Source organism: Paenibacillus sp. FSL P2-0173 (assembly GCF_038008045.1).
Taxonomy (GTDB): Bacteria; Bacillota; Bacilli; order Paenibacillales; family Paenibacillaceae; genus Paenibacillus; species Paenibacillus polymyxa_B.
This window is the reverse complement of record NZ_JBBOYK010000001.1, coordinates 1,487,482-1,510,550: the sequence shown is the minus strand read 5'-3', so window position 1 is coordinate 1,510,550 and position 23,069 is coordinate 1,487,482. Positions and strand designations below refer to the sequence as shown.

The 23,069-nt window shown below is 46.0% G+C and carries 15 protein-coding genes and 1 pseudogene; 15 read left to right on the top strand and 1 reads right to left on the bottom strand.

Features of this window, described 5'->3' with window-relative positions; translation table 11 throughout:
- Positions 1-229 precede the first annotated feature (229 nt).
- From MKX30_RS06610 to MKX30_RS06575, 8 genes and pseudogenes are all read left to right on the top strand, one after another.
- The gene (locus MKX30_RS06610; RefSeq protein WP_341062620.1) at positions 230-802 is read left to right on the top strand and encodes a CPBP family intramembrane glutamic endopeptidase; all 573 of its coding nucleotides are present in this window, start codon (positions 230-232) and stop codon (positions 800-802) included.
- 17 nt (positions 803-819) lie between these two features.
- A complete protein-coding gene (locus MKX30_RS06605) occupies positions 820-2,100 on the top strand; it encodes an MDR family MFS transporter (protein WP_341062619.1) in 1,281 nt (426 codons plus the stop codon).
- 620 nt (positions 2,101-2,720) lie between these two features.
- Positions 2,721-3,356 (top strand): annotated as a pseudogene (locus MKX30_RS06600) (helix-turn-helix domain-containing protein); the annotation flags it as partial.
- Between the two features lie 94 nt (positions 3,357-3,450).
- A complete protein-coding gene (locus tag MKX30_RS06595; protein WP_023989670.1) occupies positions 3,451-4,458 on the top strand; it encodes a phosphotransferase enzyme family protein in 1,008 nt (335 codons plus the stop codon).
- Between the two features lie 84 nt (positions 4,459-4,542).
- The gene (locus tag MKX30_RS06590; RefSeq protein ID WP_341062618.1) at positions 4,543-5,694 is read left to right on the top strand and encodes an immunity 26/phosphotriesterase HocA family protein; all 1,152 of its coding nucleotides are present in this window, start codon (positions 4,543-4,545) and stop codon (positions 5,692-5,694) included.
- A gap of 35 nt (positions 5,695-5,729) precedes the next feature.
- Positions 5,730-6,248, top strand: a complete 519-nt coding sequence (locus MKX30_RS06585; protein WP_316244029.1) for a hypothetical protein — start codon at positions 5,730-5,732, stop codon at positions 6,246-6,248.
- A 36-nt stretch (positions 6,249-6,284) separates the two neighbouring features.
- The gene (locus MKX30_RS06580) at positions 6,285-6,944 is read left to right on the top strand and encodes a DUF2625 domain-containing protein (RefSeq protein WP_341062616.1); all 660 of its coding nucleotides are present in this window, start codon (positions 6,285-6,287) and stop codon (positions 6,942-6,944) included.
- 56 nt (positions 6,945-7,000) lie between these two features.
- Positions 7,001-7,537, top strand: a complete 537-nt coding sequence (locus MKX30_RS06575) for an SMI1/KNR4 family protein (RefSeq protein ID WP_023989666.1) — start codon at positions 7,001-7,003, stop codon at positions 7,535-7,537.
- A 135-nt stretch (positions 7,538-7,672) separates the two neighbouring features.
- Here the strand turns inward: MKX30_RS06575 and MKX30_RS06570 are convergent, their stop codons facing one another.
- Positions 7,673-10,420, bottom strand: coding sequence for an endo-beta-N-acetylglucosaminidase (locus tag MKX30_RS06570; RefSeq protein WP_341062614.1), 2,748 nt, complete (start codon positions 10,418-10,420; stop codon positions 7,673-7,675).
- Positions 10,421-10,610: 190 nt separating this feature from the next.
- Between MKX30_RS06570 and MKX30_RS06565 the strand changes: the two genes are divergently transcribed.
- From MKX30_RS06565 to MKX30_RS06535, 7 genes are all read left to right on the top strand, one after another.
- Entirely contained in the window at positions 10,611-12,455 is a 1,845-nt protein-coding gene (locus MKX30_RS06565; RefSeq protein WP_341062612.1) for a sensor histidine kinase, read from the top strand.
- Positions 12,448-13,971 carry a response regulator transcription factor gene (locus MKX30_RS06560; protein WP_068942248.1) on the top strand — a complete coding sequence of 508 codons (1,524 nt, stop codon included), beginning with the start codon at positions 12,448-12,450 and terminating at the stop codon, positions 13,969-13,971. The genes MKX30_RS06565 and MKX30_RS06560 overlap by 8 nt, the downstream gene beginning before the upstream one ends.
- A 187-nt stretch (positions 13,972-14,158) precedes the next feature.
- A complete protein-coding gene (locus MKX30_RS06555) occupies positions 14,159-15,637 on the top strand; it encodes an ABC transporter substrate-binding protein (RefSeq protein WP_341062610.1) in 1,479 nt (492 codons plus the stop codon).
- A 109-nt stretch (positions 15,638-15,746) separates the two neighbouring features.
- On the top strand, positions 15,747-16,676 hold the full coding sequence (locus tag MKX30_RS06550; protein WP_076157362.1) for an ABC transporter permease: 930 nt from the start codon (positions 15,747-15,749) through the stop codon (positions 16,674-16,676).
- Positions 16,677-16,699: 23 nt separating this feature from the next.
- Positions 16,700-17,620, top strand: a complete 921-nt coding sequence (locus MKX30_RS06545) for a carbohydrate ABC transporter permease (RefSeq protein ID WP_341062608.1) — start codon at positions 16,700-16,702, stop codon at positions 17,618-17,620.
- A 22-nt stretch (positions 17,621-17,642) separates the two neighbouring features.
- Positions 17,643-19,946 (top strand): glycoside hydrolase family 3 N-terminal domain-containing protein, encoded by a 2,304-nt coding sequence (locus MKX30_RS06540; RefSeq protein ID WP_341062792.1) that lies wholly within the window; start codon positions 17,643-17,645, stop codon positions 19,944-19,946.
- The gene (locus MKX30_RS06535; RefSeq protein WP_341062607.1) at positions 19,946-23,059 is read left to right on the top strand and encodes an alpha-mannosidase; all 3,114 of its coding nucleotides are present in this window, start codon (positions 19,946-19,948) and stop codon (positions 23,057-23,059) included. The genes MKX30_RS06540 and MKX30_RS06535 overlap by 1 nt, the downstream gene beginning before the upstream one ends.
- Positions 23,060-23,069 lie beyond the last annotated feature (10 nt).

Here is a 23,069-nt window from a genome sequence, read left to right as displayed (position 1 = left end):
ATTCAAAAAGTTGCGGCTCCTAAAGCAAGCCAAAAAGTATAATACTGTCTGTAGTTTACTTATGCTATAAATCCTTGCCTAATTAAAAGGCATCCTTTTCCCAGATTGATATAAGCCGAGGTCCTTTATCGTGATAAACAGTCTCATTTCTGCGGTTTTGATATTTTTGGCCGTGTTTTATTCCACGCAATTGATCAGAAGAAAAGTCCGACATTTTTGCGGTGCGGATATGATTAGAAGTGTTTTCTTTTTCTTACCTTATCTCATTCCGCCTTTGCTTATGGAAAGCTGTCCGCCAAATGAAACTACGGGCGGCGGATGGGGGATAGCGTTTGTATTGGCTGTTGGTGCCTCATTGTTTGCATTGATATGGCAGTGGCCGGAATATAAGGCTTTGTTAAATAAAGATATTTATAGCCTTATGCAGGCCATTTCATTTCGCACCTTTGTGATATTGGAACTATCCTTAATTGGAAGTGCGGTATGCGAGGAATGGTTTTACCGCTTGTTCTTGGTGGAGTTGCTGAAAGATTGGGGAATCGTTGGCGCAGTTGTTCTCACTTCCGCAATGTTCTCTTTTTCACACTATATGCAAAGGGATACGCGTGAAGAGTTTTCTTGGAAATCCTACATTACCTTGTTTATGTTGGGGCTAGCCTGGTCCTATTCCATTGTTATAAGCCAATCCCTCCTGCCTGCAGTCATAGGACATTTTCTGTATAACTTCCCGAGCATGCTTTCGACATTCTGGAACTTTTCCATGCCGAGAAAGCTTCAGAAGCAAGAGAACCATAAGGGATGATTTTGAAAGGGGCAAATATGAAATTTCTGCAATTGCATCCTAATGTTAAATTAAGATTGGTTGAACGCTTTTTAACGCAATTGGTTACCAACTCCATCTTTCCCTTCATGGGCATTTATTTTTCTATGGAATTCGGCGTCAAATGGGCGGGGATATTGCTGGCTGTCAATGTTTTTCTTTCATTTATGGCAGGTTTCTATGGCGGATACATGTCGGACTTGTATGGAAGAAAAAAGGTATTAGTATATAGTGAGTATGTCCGGTTAGCATCCATCATTGCAATGGTTGTGGGGAGCAGCCTTTTTTTTAATTCCACTTTGCTTGTATGCAGCGGTATGTTGATAAGCAGTATCTGCGCAGGACTTTCGAATCCTGCGGGGGCAGCTTTGATTATAGATTCCAGCAAAAGCGAAGAGCGGCAGTATATTTACGGACTAGATTATTGGCTTTGGAACGTGTCCATGCTAATAGGAATCCTACTGGGCGGCTTCTTATTCGAACAATTCCGGATGGAGCTGTTTATTGCATTGGCAGTCATTTCCTTCTGCTCGCTCCTGATCGTCGCATTTTTCATTTCGGAAAGCTTGTCCGTAACCGATCCGCAAATTCAAAAAAAAAGTTTTTGGCGGAGTACAGCGGAAAATTACCGTGTTGTCTTAACCAATAAGATGTTTATATTCTTTCTGTTTGCCTCATTACTGGATCTGTCCATTGAACTGCAATCCAACAATTATACGCCCATTCGACTTGTTCAAATCATTGATCATCAAACGTTATTCTCTGTAGCTGGTTACTCCTTGAAAATCAACGGGTATAACTTGTTTGGTATTTTAAGTATGATTAATACATTGTCTGTTATTTTGTTCGGCACACTTATTGCCAAGCTTTCTAAGAAAACAAAAGATACGAAAGCTGTAATGGTGGGAATTTTTCTGTACGCCGCCGGATATGCATTCATTGTAATCGGCAAAAATCCCTGGTTTCTTCTCGCTGTCATGCTGATTTTATCCATTGGCGAAGTAATCTATATTCCGCGAAAGCAAGCATTGTTAGCGGATATTATGCCGTCTGATAAACGGGGCTCCTATATGGCGATCAATTCATTGACAACGAGGGGAGCCATGATGATCGGTTCGTTATCCATTACGTTCGGAGCATATGTACCGTCCTGGATTATCGGACTGGAAATGTTTCTGCTGGGTGTGATAAGTGTTTTTCTTTACATTCATGTATTTGCCCTGAAACAATCTTCCATTGATGTACATGGCATGGATAGGGTGGTGTCTGCAGAGACTTAAGTGACTTAATAAACAAACTTCTGCTGGCACTAGTAGTTGAACGGGTACAACTAGCCTTTCATATGGCACAGGTCGGTCAACAAATATCTGTAAACTAATTTCAAGGAATCCCCCTCGGGGGATTTTTACATTTATAGCACAGATTGTGGTCGGCTCGTTCCGGAAGTAAAACAATAAGCTTGAAGCACCATAAGATTTTCAAGTAAATTTAAGCTTGATCAGCATTTTTTTATGACTATCACTCCCATTAAAAAGACTGCTATAGTCGCTCGTCCTTCGATATTATTTCCCTTTCTCTTAGATGAAATGTTTTTAATACTATTTTAAATTAGGGATTAATTAGAATTAATCAGTGTTTTCGCACTAATAAGTGTAAAATAATCCCCTTTATACAAGTGTTTCCTTTCTGCTTTATCAATTTTGACAATTTAAACTTGAGCCTCTTCTAATATCTCTATAATTTTTCGTATATGCTTACTCACTAAATCTCTGCCCCTCAACATATACATATATATGTTTTACTTTTTTCTAATATATGCTTAAGGGGAGGAGTTGGTTACAGTTCATCCTTTTGTAATTTGATAATAAGTTAAATATCAAGCATACCTGTGTAAAAATCAGACAATATACTTATTAATATCCTGCTGCAAAGAGAAACGATCTCATCTCTGTTTCTGCAGCGGTTATCTAAGAAAAAAAGCCTGATTGGCGAATTTCTAGCCAACTCTGTCCTCCAGCATCAGCACCATAATCACTTTATTATTTTTGAGTCGCAGCATAATGAGAACCTTCAATATATATTGCGTAGAATCTTAATCGAATATTATTCCAGGCAAGAGGATTCGATGGAATTGGTGAAGGCTTATTTGCAAATTGTATTTGGAGAATTGGTCCGTGTATTGGAAAGCGAGCATAATATTCACTTAAACCAGCAGGAAAATAATATTACCTCTATTCTGAATTACATGGAAGAGCACTATCAGCATTTAAGCCTACAGCAATTATCTAACCATTTTAATTACAATAGCACGTATTTAAGTAATAAGTTAAAAAAAGTAACCGGTCTTACTTACACTCAGCTTATTGCCAACATTAAACTCAATGCAGCCTATTCTTTGGTAGTGAATACCAATCTGCCGTTCGAAATGATATTTAAACAGGTGGGATATAACAGCATGAGTTTTTTCTATAAAAAGTTTAAAACAGCGTATGGTGCCACACCGCAAAATATCCGAAACAAACAGTTGAGGAAATAAACGATATACAAGGACGTCCAATTCTATTGGGCGTCTATATTTGTTATAATATCTGCAAATTCATAAGCTGATGTTTATAAGGGAGGATACATCCTTGGAGGCAATACTAAGACGTCACTGGCCAGAGTGGAACGGAACGCTGCAGAAACAAACCGGGGGTTGGAATAATACGACGTATTTTGTTAAGAGTGGTGGGCGAAACGGAGTGCTGCGCGTCTACGATACACACAAGGATCGGGACAAAATTGAATTTGAGCATGCAGTTTTGCAGGAGCTGAGTAAGCATTCACTATCGTTCAGGACACCCACGCCTATTCCGACGGTCAGGGGAGAGACGCTCGCTCAACTGGAGAAGGAAAGCGGTAAATATGTGTGTCTGTTCGAATACATAGAAGGCATATCACCCCTGGAGCAGGATTCAAGCTTTGCCTATTCTTTGGGCGAGACTACGGGGGAATTATCGGCTGTGCTTGCGACAGTTAATCTTGATATGACTCCAGTCTATCGACCGTATTATGCTTTGCAGCAATCCTATCCGTTGTGTAACCGGGAAACGGTTCAGGGCTTTTGTTTACATCCGCCTGAGCCTCTAAAGGATTTGCATGAAGAACTGCGATTAATAGGGGAAGCTTATGAAGAGATTACAGATTCGCTTCATGCATTGGAAGAGTTGCCGCATCAGCTTGTACATGGAGACTTGAACGCTTCCAATTTGTTAGTAAAGGATTCTGATCATAGTCTAGTAACCGCACTGCTTGATTTCGAATTTTGTACGCTAGACGTTCGGGTCATGGAGCCGGCGGTCATCTTATCAGGATTTTTGGGACAACCAGAGGAGACGACAGCAGTTCGGGATTTTTGCCGGGGCTTCAGCCGCCAGGTTCATTTAAGCCACACCGAGATTGATGCTGTGCCTATATTGATGCTGCTTAGGAAGGTAGACGTATTTCTTCATTTTTTGAGTCGCTTTCTGGAAGGAACGGATCAGTCACACGTATTGCAAGAGCAGGTCAAACAGATCTCTGCCGACTTGCGCCAGCTTTCCACCAGCAGTAGCTGGATTCAGGAAGAGTTGGTCCAAGCTGGAACAGTGTATGAATAAACGAGCTAAATGCCGCGTTATGTTATAATCTTTGGGAAAATTGAACCCGGGTGCATTGAGATGTACTTGGAACTGGAGGAACAGATGAATAGTTGGCTAACGAACGCGTTACGACCGTACTTCGGGCTGGAGGTGCTGGAAGAGCATTGGGATGTGGTAGAAATTAAAGAAGGATACTTTATTTGTGTGGATGGAGACGTTATTCGCAAGCGAATTTCTTCCACTGAGGATACTTATGGAGAAACCGATGTAGAGATTTTTACGCGTGACCGGGCATTTGTTTTGCCTAAAACGGCTCGTGGCAAAGAGAAAAAGCTGAATTACACAAGTGTTTCGAGCATCAAGGCAGAAGGCGTGACCTTTTCAGCAGGCATTCGAAGGGATCGCCCTCTTAGTTATGTTACTGCTGTGAATAGCAAAACGGGTGTGAAACTCCCTATTACGGGATGTGAGCATTTACATAGTAAAGAAGAGATCATCGATTGGCTTCAGCAATATCCGTCACTTGTGCCCAAGGATTACGATCGCAGGTTGCACCGGTTGAAGCATATGAAAAACCAGCGTTATAAAACGGTCCCAGGAGACATCTTCCGCGTGGAAATAGACCTTTTCACAGATGGATATGTGCTGGTCGTTGGAGATTTGCGCCAAATGCAAAAGGATCAGTTGTTTGCAGAGGAGAGCATTTGGAACAGTGTCATGACCATGCCTTTATTCGTACGTCCATATTTGTTTACGAGTCGTGACCGTTCAACAGCTTTGGAATCTATCACATCCGCCCCATTATCCGAAACGACCTGGATTGTTATGGATGATTCCTTTATGCGGGGTGCCTATGAGCGGGTAGGGCATAAGCTGTTAGTGGAAGAGGATATTGTGTTCCCCATCGGCTATGGCTGTAGTACGGATAGCAGAAAAGAAAAAACATATAGTCTGTCCTGGGGAACGGGCACGGTTTCCAAACCGGAAGGGGAGACCGTGTTCAAGTCCTCGCGAAAATTTTCAAATAACGGTGCTTATTCAGGTATCGTTGCCGACTGTTTTGGCTCCTGGGAAGAGCGGGAGTGGCACAAAACGCTGGATAATCCGTTACATCAGGATGAACGTCGAAAAGCACTGGCCGAATTCGGATTCCCGGAAGACATTTCGTATGATGAGTTCAACCGTCAAACGGGAGGACTGACGCGTTCGGAATATCTTGCATATTTGGCAAGAACCTATGGCGGGAAAAAGTGATACAAACGAATTGAATTTTTTAATAGGAGGGGCCTATGAAATATCTTAAGGATTGTCCGGAACCAGGCATGGGAACCTGGTATTTTGAAATAGATTCGGATGGAATAGCTTATCGACAAATTGTCATCCAGGATGACGGCACGTATATCGCCTCTAATCGCAAGCACGAGCAGTATCATTTCTTATTAGCTGAGAAAGCGATTGATGACACGGAGCCCTATTATACGCAAATTACAAAAAAAGAGTTTGAAGAAGTATGGTCCAATTATCTTCACACCTTGAACCAGGAATGGCATCAAATCAAAAATGCACTGCCCGTTGGAACTAAGGTAAAGGGTTATATTGAAGTATTTTTTCCACACGGTACGCTTATTCATATTTTCCAGCATCATGCGGTCGGATTGTCAGACACTCGTACATATGAGGAAAAGACACCATCCGAGTGGATGTATCCGAAGCATGAGGTCACGGCAATTGTAAAAGGATACGACGAAGTGAATCAGTGGGTGATTTTAGATCAAACGCAGGTTTTCAAAAATCAGTTTGTAGGTTGAAAGTGAATTTTGGGATATGCGGGAAGGGGAATGAACATGCATACTTTAACGGTTGATGAACTGGTGGATAAGGATAACCATGCATGGGAAGAGGTCAGAAATATTCTGAAAGAAGGCCGGAATTCACATCACATTGTATCGACCGAATCGGAATCCGCTCCAGGGGACACGCTGTACCGTTTGCAGGTGAGTACGAAATCATATTTGGGAACAGTTGCCTATGAGTCAGGAGGAATCGTGTTTGATTACGGTTGGATCACCTTGCTGGGTGCGGGTGGCTCTGGAATTTTCGGTAGCTTGACCTCATGGAACGGGCTTCAAGAACCGGAAAGTGTTCCTGCGCTTGAGGGGATGCTAATGGTGGCCTATGATGCAGCAGGTGGATTTTTTGGATTGGATATAGGGAAATTCGGACGTAGCGGTCACATCTACTATTTTGCACCAGATGCATTGGAATGGGAATCCACTGAGCTGGCCTATTCCGGTTTCTTGAGCTGGTTGGCTGAGGGAGATTTGGGCTTGTTCTACCAGACATTCCGCTGGAACGGTTGGCAGAAGGATATGGAGCAACTTCAGCCGGGAGAGGTATTTGCATATTATCCGCCGCTATGGACCCAAGAAGGTGGAGGGGAGACCAGCAGCAAGTCGCCTATAGACATTACAAAAGCATGGCAGGCGGTAGTGGATAAGGAATAGCTTGCTCGGTAGAAATAACAACTCTTAGAGGCATCAAGGCATGGAGGTTGGCACATATGTGGAGTATTCAATTTGAACAACCGTTTGTAATAAGTCAGGAAGCAACTGATGAACAAATCGCGAATTTTTTGAAAACATGGAACATAAAGCTATCCGAGCAAGAGATTCACGAAATCAAGCAAAGACAAGTGAACCCTTTTCCAAAGTCGTCTCCTTTCTATGATCAATATAAACCTTTAGATCCTGTGGGCTGGCATCTGCCCCAAGGACAATTTCCTGACAGCTATATGGAGTTTTTGAAATATTCTAATGGTGGGGAGTTTCAAAATGGAGAACGTTATTTTCAGTTTTTCAATACCGAAGATTTGAGAGAAATGAACCTCGCCTACGAGTTGCCGGAATATATGCCGGGTGCTGTGTCGTTTGCGATGGATGGGTGCGGAAACCACTATATGTTTGATATGAGAGAGGAAAAAAGAAACAATGAGTATCCCGTTCTTTTTGCTCATTCTGGTAGTCTGGGATATGACGAATGTGAACAGGTTGCCCATTCATTTATAGAGCTGTGTACGGAAAAATGGGCATTGTATTGATACCTGCATGATTCTGCCCAATATATAGCCAATAGTGAGAAGTCTACAAACAGTCCCATTGAAGGAACTCTTCATTGGGACTGTTTGTAGCGGATATGCGATACACAATCAGGACCATGGGATTCTTGCACAAAGCTATCTTACATATGTTGTGGCCTGATTGCCGGCATAATCTTCAAGCACGATCTTTAGCGAGCTGGTACGAGAAGTAGGGGTAAAAGTCAGTTCACTTAATTTTGTTCTTCCCCGGACAATGTAAGGAAACTTTTTCGATACATAAGTTACGCCAAATTGCTTGGGCACATCGTTTTCGTATACATATAAACGATGCCAGTCCTTCAAGGTTGGTAGAGCAAGCGTATACGTTGACCCAGTGACCGTCACATTCTCTTCTACATAAGGCTCTATCGTCGTGTCTGCGAGATACCCGGTATATGCTACAGGTTCATGATTGCCGATAGCGATACGTAGTGTGTAGCTATCACCGTTTGTGGGCAGATCGGTAAACGTAGCCGTTTCAGCGCTATTGTCCGCCGTAATGGTTTTATGGAATACGGTGTCCGTATAGTCGGTGATCAAGGTCAATTTAACCGTTCCGTCCGCTTCAGAGGGATTTTTCCACGTTACTGTAGCCTCACCGTTTTCTTGAGTCTCCACCTTAATATGACTGACGGCAGCATTCAGATCGTAGCTTAATCGAGCCGGTTCGCTTTCCGTTCCATCAGCCCCAACTGCAGTAAGCATTAATTCACCGGATTTATGGTTTAGGGATTTAATATAATAGGATGAGTCATAAATTCCGCCGATATAGGAGCCGTTCTCATACAGATTGTATTGTTTAACTTTGGAGTAATCCTCAAGGTCCCAGGCTACGAGCATTTCGTTCGTATCGGTCAGTGCCTTGGTGATTTTGAATCCCGTCGGCGCGGCTGGTTTCAGGACAGAATGGTCTGTTACCTTGATTTGGCCGATATTCATCTGATAGTTTTTGATTGTTTTATTTGCGTTATCAAAAGATAAACCCAAAGCTACAATTGTTTCTCCTTTATAGGCACTCAAGTCCAGATTGTGGCTTACCCAGCCCGTGGTTTGTTTACCAGAGTTAGGGATGCTGACTTTTACGACTTGGCCGGGGTTATCTTTGAAAATAAGTCCGATACTCAGCACCGAGCTGTCATCGGAGGAAGGCTTATTGTACGTGATGGACAAGTTTGAATTCTTATTTACCGACAGATCCGTTTTATACAGGCGTAAAAAGTTATCTGAATTCAGCTCTCCGTTAACGACGAGGGAGCTGCCACCCTGATAAGCGCCCACAGGCTGATAGGTAAACCGAGTGCCTTTGGTATAATTCGGACCATAGTCATAGTCAACCGAGAGCGGTTTACCTTTGGTATCGAGCCACCATTGCCAAGTTACCGGGATATCCTGAATATTGATGTTGGACCATTCCTTGGGATTGGAGATGACTCCATTCACGACATACTGCAAGCCATGTCCGGTATTGAAGCTGGTATTAAAATGGGAGCCACGGATGACAGAACGTTCGGCGATATATGCCGCGATACCGTCCCAGTTTGCGCCCGAAGCTTTTACATCGGACAAATCTACACTTGGGTTTCTTTGTGCACGGACGGGATTCTGATTCGGACCTGACCACCAGACACGGTCGCGGATAAAGGTCATCCATTGATACGCATTGTCAGCTCTGCGATTGGTGTCCTGTCCGCCAAACTCTTCATCCAGCGCATTATGTGTGAAATCTGCTCCCAACGTCGCGATACTGTTCATTGGCTGCCCGTTCTCACCGATATTCAGACGAAGATCGTATTTTTGCTTCCATCTGCCAAAGTCACCGTTCCCGCCCTCAATCCCAGCAAAAACGGTTTTAAGAGAGTCCAGACCCAATTGCTTGGCATGGTCGCGGGAGCTTTTCAGCTTCGCTTTGTCCCACCAATAATTGAGAAAAATAGAATCGGACACCTGTCCGTATTGCTTGTCTTTGACAAACGGGCTGTTCACGGCATTAAACTCATTTTGATAAGCAATTTTACCGGTTTCGTTTACGGTGGAGTCGTACCATTGCACATACATGCCCTGATCTCGCAAGTATTTCATAAACTGCTTGTAACGGGGGATGTCCTCTGTAGCTACGCCTTTTGAAGCTTCCTCCTGGTTGATGAAGTAGCCGTCATAGCCATAATATTTCGCCATTTCGATCAATTTTTTGGCTACTGGAAATCCACCCTGAGCATCCTGCACGAGCATTTGCTTATACGTTTGCGGTCCACGGTCATTATCCGAGAAAAAAATACAGGCGATGGAGAGAACGCCGTTTTTGTGCGCCGCATTTGTATAACCCGGATTTGGAATGTTCAGAATGCCGAACTCGAACCATTTTTCCGTCCAATCCTTTTGGGGATCGTATAACTCTTCGGGTACATGGGCGGTAGGCATGCCATGCCAGTAGCCGTAATAGTCGGTATACTGCCAATAGTTAAACAAGTATTGACTGAATTTATTGGTATAGGAATAGCTATCAAAAAAAGCGTTTCCATAATCGCCGCTAAGTGTAAACATTTGCGTGTCAGGGCTTAAAGCAGGTTGGGCCTGTGTAGCGGCGAAGGAGCTGTTACGTTGTTGCAGAGGGACGCGAGCGCGAAGCATATCTCCATAGACATCTTTGGTAGGAGTCCAGTCCAAAATATGTGAGCTGGCGTATCCGTGCTGATAAGGTTGATTCGGCCCTTTGGCGCTTTCTCCTTCATATGGGAGGGTATCGCCTGCATAAACGGATGGAGAGAGGGTTTGACTTAACAGGACAGAAGTCAAAACCAGCGCAGTCCATTTTAAAGCGAACTTGTGAACCTTGTTACGTTTCATAGCTCATCCCCCTAACGAGTATTTATCCCCCTAAAGATAATCAATAAAACGGTTTTTACATAGAGGCTAAATTAAAGATATGGCGTTTAAATTAAAGAAAATCCTCATTTTCATGAATGCGCTTACTTATATCCAGCGAAGGACATGGTATACTTTATTTACGCATGAACGATCCTGGAGGGCTTATACGATGAAAAGGGGCAATAGATACACAGCTTATTTTAAAAACAACATGTTCCTGAGGATACTATTGTTGTTCTCCTGTATTGCCATTTTGTCAATTATTACGATTGCATATGTCACGTATATATCCATTTCGCAATCCATGGTTCGACGGGAACTGGATACCCAGAAAGCAGCGATGGAGAGTGTTGACCGCTATATCCATCTCCGGCATGAATCCGTTCAGAACATGGTGCGGGATATGTACCGGAATGAGGCGCTCTCGATGAACGTTTCTTTTTTTATGGACCACGCGTATTCCGAATATGTACAGCACCGCATGGACGAAACGTACATGGAGAGTCATGATTATTCAACAGATGTGCTCACTTATTTTAAAAATTGGCTGGATGAAAATAGCGATATTAGCAATTTGATATTGTACAGTGCCGACCAGCAATATCTCTCTACCTTCAATGAGAGCAAGCAATTCAAGCAATTCCCGGTGCATGCGGCGCGTTCCTTTGTACCGGATGTGATGGCTGCCGAAAGCAAAAGCGTCTCTGCTCCGAATTACTGGATTCGGAAGGCGATCGATCAGTGGAGCCCCTCGTTATATTCGTTACAAGTCCCCATTAACAATAAGCAAACACTCAAAAATACCGGTCAGCTTCTGGTGTTTCTAAATTCCAAAAGTATCTCCAATGCACTTTCCAGCTACGGGAACAACCTAAAGGGCGAAATTATCGTTCTGTCCACCCATGGAACGGTTCTGTTCGATTCTAGGAGTAACTATTACGGGAAAACGTATCCTTACGTCGAAGTGACCCGATCATTATATGACGATGTGGATTCCGATGCTGGGATCATTCAGGCGAAGCAAAATATGTACATCAACAAGCTGATTTCTCCGGACGAAGGATATGTCGTGATTGGGGCAGTCCCCAATGAGGAAATGGCTCAATCGTACCGGGGTATCCGTAATACGATTTTGACAATCAGTGTCGTTTGTATTCTGTTTGCTGTGCTGTTCCCTGCCTTTTTCGTCATTAACTTTGCTAAACGAACGAATCGGATTATTAAATTCACCCGTCAGGTGAAAAATGGCGATCTTACAGCTCGTATCCAAGACCCCCAAGAGGATGAGCTGGGACAAATCTCTCGAAGCTTCAACGATATGCTGGACGATCTTAATCTATATATTGAACGGGTGTATAAAGCAGAGATCAAGCAAAAGCAAACGGAGCTTGTTGCCTTGCAGGCACGTATTCATCCACATTTTTTGTATAACACGCTTGAAGTGATACGTATGAGGGCGATTTCCCAGGGAGCCAAGGATGTAGGAGAAATGATCTATAGCTTATCGGTATTGTTCAAAAGCCTGGTTCAGCAGAAAAAAATATACACGCTTAAAGATGAATTGGAGGCTTGCAGATTATATCTTGAGTTGTTCAGAATACGCTACAAGGAAAGGTTCAATTACACTATTACGGTCGACCCCGAGTTGTATACTCGTTCTGTCATGAAGCTGATGCTTCAACCCATTATTGAGAATTATATTGTTCACGGTATACAAAGCGACCGGAATGATAATGTGCTGACCATTGAAGTGCGTGAAACGGGGGAGGTTCTGCTGGTTGAGATCCGTGACAATGGGAAGGGCATTGAAGGGGAGCGTTTGAAACAGATTCTGGAGGAACTGGAACGCCAGGAGGAAGACGGACAAATGTTTGGACTACGCAGTGTGCACACCCGACTTCGGTTTTTACACGGAGCCGATTCCGGGATTGAACTGGAGAGCCGCAGCGGCGAGGGAACGACGATTCGGGTACGATGCCCTAACAGGGAAGGGATGGATGCCATATATGTATAAAGTATTTATTGTAGACGATGAGCCTTTTATCATTGAGGGATTATACGATATTGTGGATTGGACCTCTTTTGGGCTAGAAATTGTCGGACATGCGGAAAATGGATCTTTAGCGCTGGAAGCGCTGGCCTCCAGACCCGTGGACGTACTGATTACGGACATTTCTATGCCGACGATGAATGGTCTCAGGCTGATTCATGAGGCGAGAAAGCTGCATGCTGACTTGAAGGCGATTGTGTTGAGCGGATTTAATGAATTTGATTACTTGAAGGAAGGCATGAAGCTGGGCATCGAAAATTACCTTTTGAAGCCGATTAATGTGGAGGAACTGGAATCCACTTTATGCAATACAATGGAGAAGTTGGACAGGTCCCGGTTGGATCAACAATATGAGACGTTTGGGGTGCAGGTTCTCAAGGAAAATACGTTGTACCGTTGGCTGACAGGACAGATTGCGCCTACAGAATTCCAGGAACGTGCTGAATTGATAGGTTTTTCGTTAAATATCCCCTTCATGGAGGTAGCTGTGTTACGGACGGAAGGGGATTCGGCAGGAATGCATCAACAGTTAAGGCAGTACATTCAACACCAGCCCGATTTAACATTGTTTCGCGATGTTGATGCGGTTAGTGTAATCATTGCCGCACTACCGAATTATGATGAGGGCAGACAGGACTTGTTAACGCTCTTGGAGGATTTTTCTGTTCAGTGGTCGACGGACGGGGAAGAAACGGTGTATATCGGGATAGGCAGCGCAGGTTCGCTTGCTGCAGCTCCACGCAGCTATAATGAAGCTAAAAAATCTTTGGAATATTTTATGATATATAATGACCGCCGGATCATTGACTATACAATGCTGGAGGAGAGCGAGGGCAACGCTGGCGAGACTTGTTCCATCGACTGGAAGGATTATGTGAAGCTGATTATAGCAAGAGACCTAGATGCGCTTACCGCACGAATTCAGAGTGATTTTGAGCAGCTTCAGCATCTCGAAAGTGTTACCCCGGATGAACTGCGGAATATGGCGCTGGAGCTGGTGATCCGGTTCAAGATGGAGCTGGAGAACATCAAGCATTCCAATGAGTCGGAACGGTTTCAGCAGGGGCTTCACCAGATAAAATGCTGTACGACATTGGCAGAGCTGGTGAGTGCGCTTCAGCATGTGGCGACAGAGACGGTGAATTCACTGCTGCAAGATATGAAAAACCCTATCGTAAGTCAGGTGCTGTCCTATATCCATGTTCATTATGCCAAGGAGCTATCATTAAAAATATTAGGATACCAGTACCACCTTCATCCCGTTTATCTCGGTCAGTTGTTTCATAAGGAAACAGGCGAAACCTTTGCTGAATATATCAATCAGTACCGGATTAAAAAAGCCAAGGAACAGCTTAAAAACACCAATCTCAAGGTACACGAAATTGCGCGGAACGTGGGGTATTGGGAGACGGGATATTTTTATAAGCAGTTCAGAAAATATGTGGGCATTTCCCCGACAGACTATAAAGGATTGGGATAAATACCAGGTGTACATGGATTTCTTTAATTTGTACCTTGGTTTATTAAGTTTATCTTCTTTATGAAAGTGCTTACATTAGTTAAGGTTAACGTAGTTGCTTCATAAATGAGGATTTTGCAAAAATCCCATAAGCGACTTCCAATGAACAAGATAGGGTCAAATTCCAATTCATAAGGGAGGATCATACATGGGTAAAAGCAAAAGAAGCTACTCGCTTGTTCTCGTGATGTGTATGGTGTTGACGCTCGTTCTCAGTGCTTGTGGAGGAAGCAGCGGTGGCGGGGAAACGACGAATGGAGGAGCGGAAAAACCGGTAGAACTGATCTGGTACACCATTGGTACGCCTCAAAAAGATGTAGATCGGGTGATGGAAGAGGTTAGCAAGTATACCCAAAAGAAAATAAACGCCACGATTAGAATGAAAATGGTCGATTGGGGCGACTACCCGCAAAAAATGCAGGTGAACGTGGCTTCGGGAGAGCCCATGGATATTGTATTTACGGCTTCCGGTGGCTTTGATTATGTGCAAAATGCCAGAAAGGGCGCATTCATGGAACTGGACGACTTGCTTGACAAGTACGGCCAGGATCTTAAAAAGACGATTGATCCTGCGTTTCTGGAAGGCTCTAAGGTGGATGGACATCATTATGGCATTCCTGCCAACAAGGAGCTTCCGCAGCAAGAGGTATGGCGGTTCAATAACAAATTGCTGACCCAATACAAGCTGGACCTTTCAAATGTCCGCTCATTGGATAGCCTGGAGCCTCTGCTCAAAACGATTAAAGAAAACGAGCCTGGCGTAACTGCATTCGGCATGGACAAAAACTATGTTCCATATGTTCCATATGACTATATCATTCAAAACCTGCCGATGGCTGTCAAACTGGATACCACGGATTATAAGATCGTAAACATCTTGGAAACGCCTGAAATGAAGCAGGCGCTGAAGACGATGCATAAGTATTACAAGGCCGGATACGTATCACCGGAAGCTGCAACCACAGGCTCGACCAATGATTTAACTACTTCCGGAAACTGGTTTCTGGATCGTGCGCAAACTCAACCGCTGGCCGATAACCTGTGGTCTGCAAGCTACGGCTATCCAGTGATATCGACATCTGCCAGCGATCCAATTGTGACCAATACGTCTGTACAGGGCTCCATTATGGCGATCTCGGCAAACTCGGCAAACCCTGAAAAGGCGATGCAGTTCCTGAACCTGCTGAATACAGATCCGGTATTACGCAATATGGTTGACTCCGGTATTGAAGGAGTGCATTACAAAAAAACAGATGGCCAGTATATCGAAAATCTGGCTAATTCCAAAAACTATGATATGCCTTCGTATTCACTCGGCAACAATATGCTGTTGTATCTGAATCCGAATGATCCGGCTGATAAATGGGAGCAATTCAAGAAGTTCAATTCGGAAGGAAAAAACTCTCCAATCCTAAGCTTCAACTTTGACAGCAGTAAAGTATCTGCGGAGATGGCAGCCGTTCAGAACGTCAAAGAGCAATTTTGGGCTTCGCTGATGACAGGTACGCTGGACCCGGAAACGAATCTCCCGAAAGTGATTGAGAAATTCAAGCAGGCTGGTCTGGATAAGGTGATGGTGGAAGCGCAATCCCAGCTTGATGCCTGGAAGGAAAAAAACAGCAAATAATATTTTAATTCGTGAAATATAGGAGAGATCGGGCGGGTGTAAGTTACGCCCGGTCTTTTTCCAATAGCTATTTTAGCTGCTTTTCTCATAACAGATTGGGGGGATACCTATGGCCGCATTTTTCAAAAATGTGATGAGAAACAAAGTTATGCTGTTCATGGTGCTGCCCGGCGCTATCTGGTTCTTCTTCTTTTCATATCTGCCGCTGGTCGGGACAGTGGCTGCTTTCAAGCAATATCGTTTTAACAGGGAAGGATTCTGGGCCAGTATTTATACGAGCAAGTGGGTGGGTTGGGATAACTTCAAGTTTCTGTTCAATAACAACGATGCCTATGTCATCACGCGAAATACCCTTTTGTATAACCTGGTCTTTATTATTCTCGGACTTGTGTTTTCGGTAGCTATGGCTATTCTGCTCTCCGAACTGATTAATAAACGATTGGCGAAGCTGTACCAGACAGGCATGTTTCTCCCGTATTTCCTGTCATGGGTCATTGTGGGCTACTTTGCCTTCAGCTTTCTGAGCATGGATCGGGGGATGCTGAATCAAATTCTCGCAGGGTTTGGCATCGAGCCGGTTCAGTGGTATTCGGAGGCTGCTTATTGGCCGTATATCTTGATTCTAGTCAGTCTATGGAAGGCGATCGGATATAACAGTGTCGTTTATCTGGCTTCGATTTTGGGGATCGACAAATCCTTGTATGAAGCAGCCATGATAGATGGAGCCAGCAAGTGGCAGCAAATTCGTAATGTGACGCTCCCTTTGCTCTCGCCGATCATTATCATAATGACGCTGCTTGCGGTTGGTCGGATTTTTTATGCGGATTTTGGTTTGTTCTATCAGGTTCCAAGAGATTCGGGCACCTTGTATTCGGTAACGAACGTCATCGACACCTATGTATATCGCGGGTTGAAAACGACAGGGGAAATTGGGATGAGCACAGCCGCAGGTTTGTATCAGTCGGTGGTTGGCTTCGTTCTCGTCATCCTATCCAATCATGTTGTGCGAAAAATAGATAAAGACAGCGCTTTGTTCTAAAAAAGAGGAGAGGGGTGTGGACTGTGGCTTCTGGAAAAGAAAGAAAAAAACGAGATTTCCATCATATTTCACGGGGCTGGAATGTTGTTCTGAATGTGGTAGCAGGGGTGTTCGCGTTCTTGTGTGTATTTCCCTTTTTATTCGTCGTCATTATTTCCCTAACCGATGAGAAAACGCTGGCGCGGGACGGATATCGGTTACTCCCGTCCCAATGGAGTCTGGAGGCTTATCGTTTCATATTTCGTACCAGTGATACGCTACTGCGCTCCTATGGGGTGACGATTGCTGTAACGGTCATCGGTACGGTGATCAGTCTCATTCTTATTTCATTATATGCGTATGCTATTTCACGAAAGAGCTTCCGTTATAGAAGATTTTTTTCGGTTTTTGCAATTTTAACCATGCTCTTTAATGGCGGAATGATCCCGACCTATATGGTCGTTTCCCAATTGCTCGGGCTTAAGGATACGATTTGGGCTTTGATTTTACCGCTGGCTATGAATGCCTTTTATATTATGATCCTGCGCACATTCTATAGCACCAGCGTGCCAGATGCCATCGTCGAATCAGCCAAAATAGATGGGGCAGGCGAGTTTTACACCTTTTTAAAAATCGTGCTTCCGCTCTCTCTGCCTGGACTTGCGACCATTGGTTTATTCAGCACGCTTGGTTACTGGAACGACTGGTTTAATGCCCTGTTGTATATTGACAATCCCAATCTGGTGCCACTTCAGTCCATGCTGATGCGGATTGAATCCAGCATTCAGTTCATCCAGCAAAATTCGCAGAATAGCTCTATGAGCCTGGCTGCGCTTCAATCCATTCCGCAGGATACTTCACGAATGGCGATGGTAGTACTGGCGACGCTACCTATTATATTCGCTTATCCATTTTTCCAGCGTTATTTTGTGCAGGGGCTTACGGTTGGGGCTGTGAAGGAATAACAGGGGAGGAGAGGGCATGACCATGTTGATTTATAAAGATAAAAGCAAACCGATCGAAGAACGGGTGGAGCACTTAATCGGTTTGATGACAATAGAGGAAAAGGTGGGACAGCTTGTGCAGCCCTTTGGCTGGCAAGTGTATGAGCACACAGATGGGGGATTGTCCCTACATCATGATTTCAAGCAGCAGGTGCAAAATGGGGGAGTCGGTTCCTTATACGGGGTACTTCGCGCTGATCCGTGGACCGGGGTGACCTTGGAGAATGGCTTATCTGCCAAGCAAGGGGCGAAGGCTGTGAACTTGATCCAGCGCTATGCAGTAGAGCATTCCCGGCTGGGCATCCCGATACTGATCGGTGAGGAATGCTCTCATGGGCATATGGCGATTGACGGCACTGTGTTTCCGGTTCCGCTGTCCATCGGCAGCACATGGAATGTCGATCTGTACCGCGATATGTGCCGTGCGGTTGCGAGTGAAACCCGCGCTCAGGGCGGGGCGGTCACGTACTCGCCCGTGCTTGATGTTGTGCGTGATCCGCGCTGGGGACGCACAGAGGAATGCTTCGGCGAAGATCCTTATCTCATCGGTGAATTTGCTGTTGCCGCAGTGGAGGGGCTTCAGGGGGAAAGCTTACTCAGCGAACATAGCGTAGCTGCTACATTAAAGCATTTTGCAGGCTATGGCAGCTCGGAAGGCGGACGTAACGCCGGACCTGTGCATATGGGCTGGCGCGAGCTTTTGGAGGTGGATCTGTATCCATTTCAAAAAGCGGTGGAAGCAGGGGCGCAATCTGTTATGCCAGCCTATAACGAAATCGATGGGGTCCCGTGTACAGTGAATGCTGAGCTATTGGACGATATTCTTCGTCAGGCGTGGGGATTTGACGGTGTGATCATTACGGACTGTGGCGCGATTGAAATGTTGGCGAGCGGGCACGATGTGGCCGAGGATGGATCGGATGCCGCTGTGCAGGCGATTCGCACAGGGATTGATATGGAAATGTCCGGCGAAATGTTCGGAAGTCATCTGGCCGAGGCGGTTCGCGTTGGCAAGCTGGAGACGAGTGTGCTGGATCGGGCGGTTCGCAGGGTGCTCACGCTAAAATTCAGGCTGGGTCTGTTTGACAAACCGTATGTGGATGCGGAACGAGCAGAGCAGGTGATTGGTCAGGCGGAGCATATTCGGTTGGCTCGTCAGCTTGCGACCGAAGGGATTGTGCTGCTCAAAAACGTCGATGGAACGCTCCCCCTGCCGAAAACCTCCAAGCGTATTGCGGTCATCGGCCCGAATGCGGATCAGGTCTACAATCAGTTGGGAGATTATACATCACCGCAGCCGAGATCCCGCGTGATAACTGTACTTGATGGTATCCGTGGCAAGCTGGGCAAGGATCAGGATAGCGTTCTGTACGCACCTGGCTGCCGGATCAAGGGAGAGTCCCGAGAAGGTTTTGAAAACGCTCTAGCATGTGCCGCTGAGGTCGATACAGTGGTGATGGTGGTTGGAGGGTCCAGCGCCCGCGATTTCGGGGAAGGGACGATTGATCTCAAAACCGGCGCATCGAAGGTATCGGATCACGATTGGAACGACATGGAATGCGGCGAAGGCATCGACCGGATGACGTTGGGGCTTGCGGGCGTACAGCTCCAACTCATGCAGGAAATCTACAGTCTTGGAAAGGAACTGGTCGTCGTTTATATGAACGGTCGACCGATTGCTGAGCCGTGGGTGGAGCAGCATGCGCACGCCATTGTGGAAGCATGGTATCCCGGTCAGGAGGGGGGACATGCAATCGCGGATATTTTATTTGGGGATGTAAATCCTTCGGGACGTTTGACCCTCTCCATCCCTAAGCATGTCGGCCAGTTGCCGGTATATTACAATGGCAAGCGTTCCCGGGGCAAGCGGTATCTGGAGGACGATTCCGAGCCGTGCTATCCGTTTGGCTACGGTCTCAGCTACACGACATTTAGCTATGAAAGGCTTACATTAAGCACCAACTCGATCCGAGCGGACGAATCCGTTACGGTTACAGTCGATGTAACCAACACGGGAGAACGGGAAGGGGCTGAGGTGGTACAGCTTTATATCTCGGACACGGTGAGTTTGGTGACCCGCCCAATCAGGGAGCTCAAGGGCTTCTGCAAAGTTGTATTAAAGCCGGGAGAAACACGGACGGTTGAGTTTGTTGTAGGCTCCGACAAGCTGCAATATATAGGGCGTGATCTACAGCCGGTCGTTGAGGCAGGGCGATTTTCTATTCAAGTAGGCAGGCACTCCAAAGATACCCTGTGTGCCGAGTTGATCGTACGGGAGGATGAATAATGGAGCGTATCAAACGCCTGATTCGGGAATTGTCGGAATGCCAATGGCTGGAGAAGCTGGATTTGCGAAGCTGGAACATTACACGCTCCACTTACCAAACACCAGGTCAATACGAAGACGCCGCACCTTTATCGGAAGGACTGGACCTCAAGCGATTCCCCAGCAGTCAGGGGACGACTTATTTTTTTCAAACGCAGTTGGATGTACCGACAGCGTGGTTGAGAAAACCTTTTGGATTGGTGTTTGAGTCCGGGGGAGAAGGATTGCTGCGGGTCAATGGTGCTGCCTATCACGGGCTTGACCGCAATCATACCTATGTCACGCTTAATCCGCAGGTCATCGGGCCTTCACCGGTATTGGATATAGAACTGTTTGATCCTGTACCCGAACCCGTTGATCCACTTAATCGGCAGGCTGTCATTCAACCTCCGATTTCTTCTATTACAAGCTATCTTGTACGGCCAAACAAGCCCGTGCAGAGTCTGATGTATACCGTTACCGTTATTAGCGAAGCCGCTCTACTGCTGCCTGAGGGCGATATCCGCAGAATACGCCTGCTGAAAGCTCTGTATGGGGTGATGGATTGCTTTGCGAATTTGGAGGAAGACGCCATTCGAGAAGGGGGAGCGATCTCAGCGACAGAAAAGGAGCTCATTCAGCAAGTTCAGGAGATCGGTGGGAATGCGCAAGGTTTGGAGCACATGGTAGGACAGTCGCACATTGACATTGCCTGGCTGTGGCCGATGCGCGAGACCGTACGGAAAACAAGCCGAACCTTCTCAACGGTGGATGCGCTGATGGATGAATACCCGGCTTATCAATATGCACAGAGCCAGCCGCTGCTGTTCTCTTTTGTAAAAGAAAATGATCCAGAGCTGTATGAACGGGTCAAAGCGAGAGTAGCCGAAGGACGGTGGGAGCTGGTTGGGGGGATGTGGGTAGAGCCTGATTTGAACCTGCCTAGTGGCGAATCACTCATCCGCCAAATGCTGTATGGTCAGCGTTTTTACCAACAGGAATTCGGCAAAACCTCTCATATCGAATGGCTACCGGATACGTTCGGCTACTGTGCGTCCCTGCCGCAGATTTTAAAGCATGGGAAGATAGACTATTTTATGACGACCAAGCTCGGCTGGAATGATACGAATGTGTTTCCTTACGATTTGTTCCACTGGGTGGGCATCGATGGTACTTCGATGTTGTCCTACCTCAATCATGGCGTGAATGAAAATACACGGCCACAGGACATTCATGACCATTGGCAGTCCTATCGTGAAAAATCGGCTCATCCTGAGCACATGTTGCTCTATGGACATGGAGACGGCGGCGGTGGAGTTACGCGTGAAATGCTGGAATATATAGAGCGTTCTCCGCTAATGGTGGGACTGCCTGCGAGTCGGTTCAGCACGGCGGGGCAGTTTTTCGCAGGCATAGATCAGGCACATCCGAAGCTTCCCCAATGGCATGGTGACTTGTACCTTGAGTTGCACCGGGGAACCTACACGACCCATGCTCGCAACAAACGTAATAACCGGAAAGCGGAGGGAGTCTACCGCGAGGCAGAGCTATGGAGCACGCTAGCATTACCAAAGCTGGAGCCGAAGCAGGTGCAGGACATCTGTTCGGCATTGCATGAGGGCTGGAAGCTGATTTTGTTGAATCAGTTCCACGATATTATCCCCGGCTCTGCGATTACCGAGGTTTACGGCACTTCGGATAAGGAGTATCAGCAAATTTTCGAATGGGGACATGTCGGGCTTCAACAGGGGATTACGACGCTGGCGGCTCAAGTGAACACGGAAGGCTCGAGAACAGGAATGCCGTATCTTGTGTTTAACAGCCTGGGCTGGAGCCGTAGTGCCGTGATCCATATCGCTACGGAATCGGCAAAGGGATTGTATGCCTACCACTACGCTAATGATGAAGCCGAGCGGCTGGACATCGATGTGGAGGAAGGCGGCATTTCGGTGCGTATTCCGGATGTTCCTGCACTGGGCTACAAAACGATTTGGTTGGAGCGAGAACAGGCTCAAACAGGTGAGAAGCCCGAGCTAGCTGTGATATCTGGATCGCTGGGGGATATCTGGGAGACGGGATTTTATAAGGTGCAATTTAATGAGCGGGGCGAAATGATTCGTCTGCTGGATAAAGCGGCAAACCGTGAAATCTTGAAGCAAGGGGAACGGGCAAATCGTTTTCATTTTTTCCATGACCGTCCGACCTTGTGGGATGCATGGGACTTGGATGACCGCTATGAGGAACAGGTAGCAGGAGAAGCCGAGTTGCTGGAAAAACAAGTAGTGCTCCAGGGGAAAACGAAGGATGTGCTGCGCTTCCGATGGCGAATCCATCAATCTGAAATGACACAGGATGTGATTTTTTATCATCATGAGCGGCGAATTGATTTCAGGACGCATGTGAGCTGGAATGAAGCGCACAAGTTGCTAAAGGTAGGCTTTCCTATAGATGTGGTTACGGACAAGGCGACATATGAAATTCCTTTTGGTGCTTTGGAGCGGCCGACCCATCAGAATACGAGCTGGGAGCAGGCGCAGTATGAAGTGTGTGGACACCGATTTGCGGATGTTTCCGAGCACGGGTATGGTGTGAGTCTGCTCAATGATTGCAAATATGGCTACGACATTCAAGACAGCACCATCCGTCTGTCTCTGCTGCGTGCACCCAAATGGCCGGATAAAGATGCCGATCTGGGCGAGCACGATTTTACGTATTCGCTATATCCGCATGTGGGAGACTGGCGCAGCGCCCATACCTTGCGTCATGCGGCTGAGCTGAACCAAGATATGCCTGTTGTGCAACAGCAAAAGCGCAGCACTGGAGTGCTGCCGAGCAGCGGATCGTTCATTAACTTTGATAGCCGTCACGTTGTGCTGGATACGATCAAGCCGGCCGAAGATGGACTGGGGACGATTCTTCGTTTGTACGAATCTTCTGGGGGACGGGAAACGATCAAGTTGATCTGGCCTTACACGTTCAACGCAGCCTACGTGTCGAATGCGCTGGAGGAACCCCTTCAGCCGCTTGAGCTGGAAGGTAGCTGTCTCACATTGTCTTTTACACCTTATGAAATTAAAACGATACGCTTGCAATAGATATGATAAA

Coding starts and splice junctions, on each gene's coding strand:
- MKX30_RS06550 (WP_076157362.1), top strand. CDS start 15,747: ATGGCCGCATTTTTCAAAAATGTGATGAGAAACAAAGTTATGCTGTTC.
- MKX30_RS06610 (WP_341062620.1), top strand. CDS start 230: ATGATTAGAAGTGTTTTCTTTTTCTTACCTTATCTCATTCCGCCTTTG.
- MKX30_RS06580 (WP_341062616.1), top strand. CDS start 6,285: ATGCATACTTTAACGGTTGATGAACTGGTGGATAAGGATAACCATGCA.
- MKX30_RS06570 (WP_341062614.1), bottom strand. CDS start 10,420: ATGAAACGTAACAAGGTTCACAAGTTCGCTTTAAAATGGACTGCGCTG.
- MKX30_RS06575 (WP_023989666.1), top strand. CDS start 7,001: ATGTGGAGTATTCAATTTGAACAACCGTTTGTAATAAGTCAGGAAGCA.
- MKX30_RS06565 (WP_341062612.1), top strand. CDS start 10,611: ATGAAAAGGGGCAATAGATACACAGCTTATTTTAAAAACAACATGTTC.
- MKX30_RS06540 (WP_341062792.1), top strand. CDS start 17,643: ATGTTGATTTATAAAGATAAAAGCAAACCGATCGAAGAACGGGTGGAG.
- MKX30_RS06560 (WP_068942248.1), top strand. CDS start 12,448: ATGTATAAAGTATTTATTGTAGACGATGAGCCTTTTATCATTGAGGGA.
- MKX30_RS06535 (WP_341062607.1), top strand. CDS start 19,946: ATGGAGCGTATCAAACGCCTGATTCGGGAATTGTCGGAATGCCAATGG.
- MKX30_RS06585 (WP_316244029.1), top strand. CDS start 5,730: ATGAAATATCTTAAGGATTGTCCGGAACCAGGCATGGGAACCTGGTAT.
- MKX30_RS06555 (WP_341062610.1), top strand. CDS start 14,159: ATGGGTAAAAGCAAAAGAAGCTACTCGCTTGTTCTCGTGATGTGTATG.
- MKX30_RS06590 (WP_341062618.1), top strand. CDS start 4,543: ATGAATAGTTGGCTAACGAACGCGTTACGACCGTACTTCGGGCTGGAG.
- MKX30_RS06605 (WP_341062619.1), top strand. CDS start 820: ATGAAATTTCTGCAATTGCATCCTAATGTTAAATTAAGATTGGTTGAA.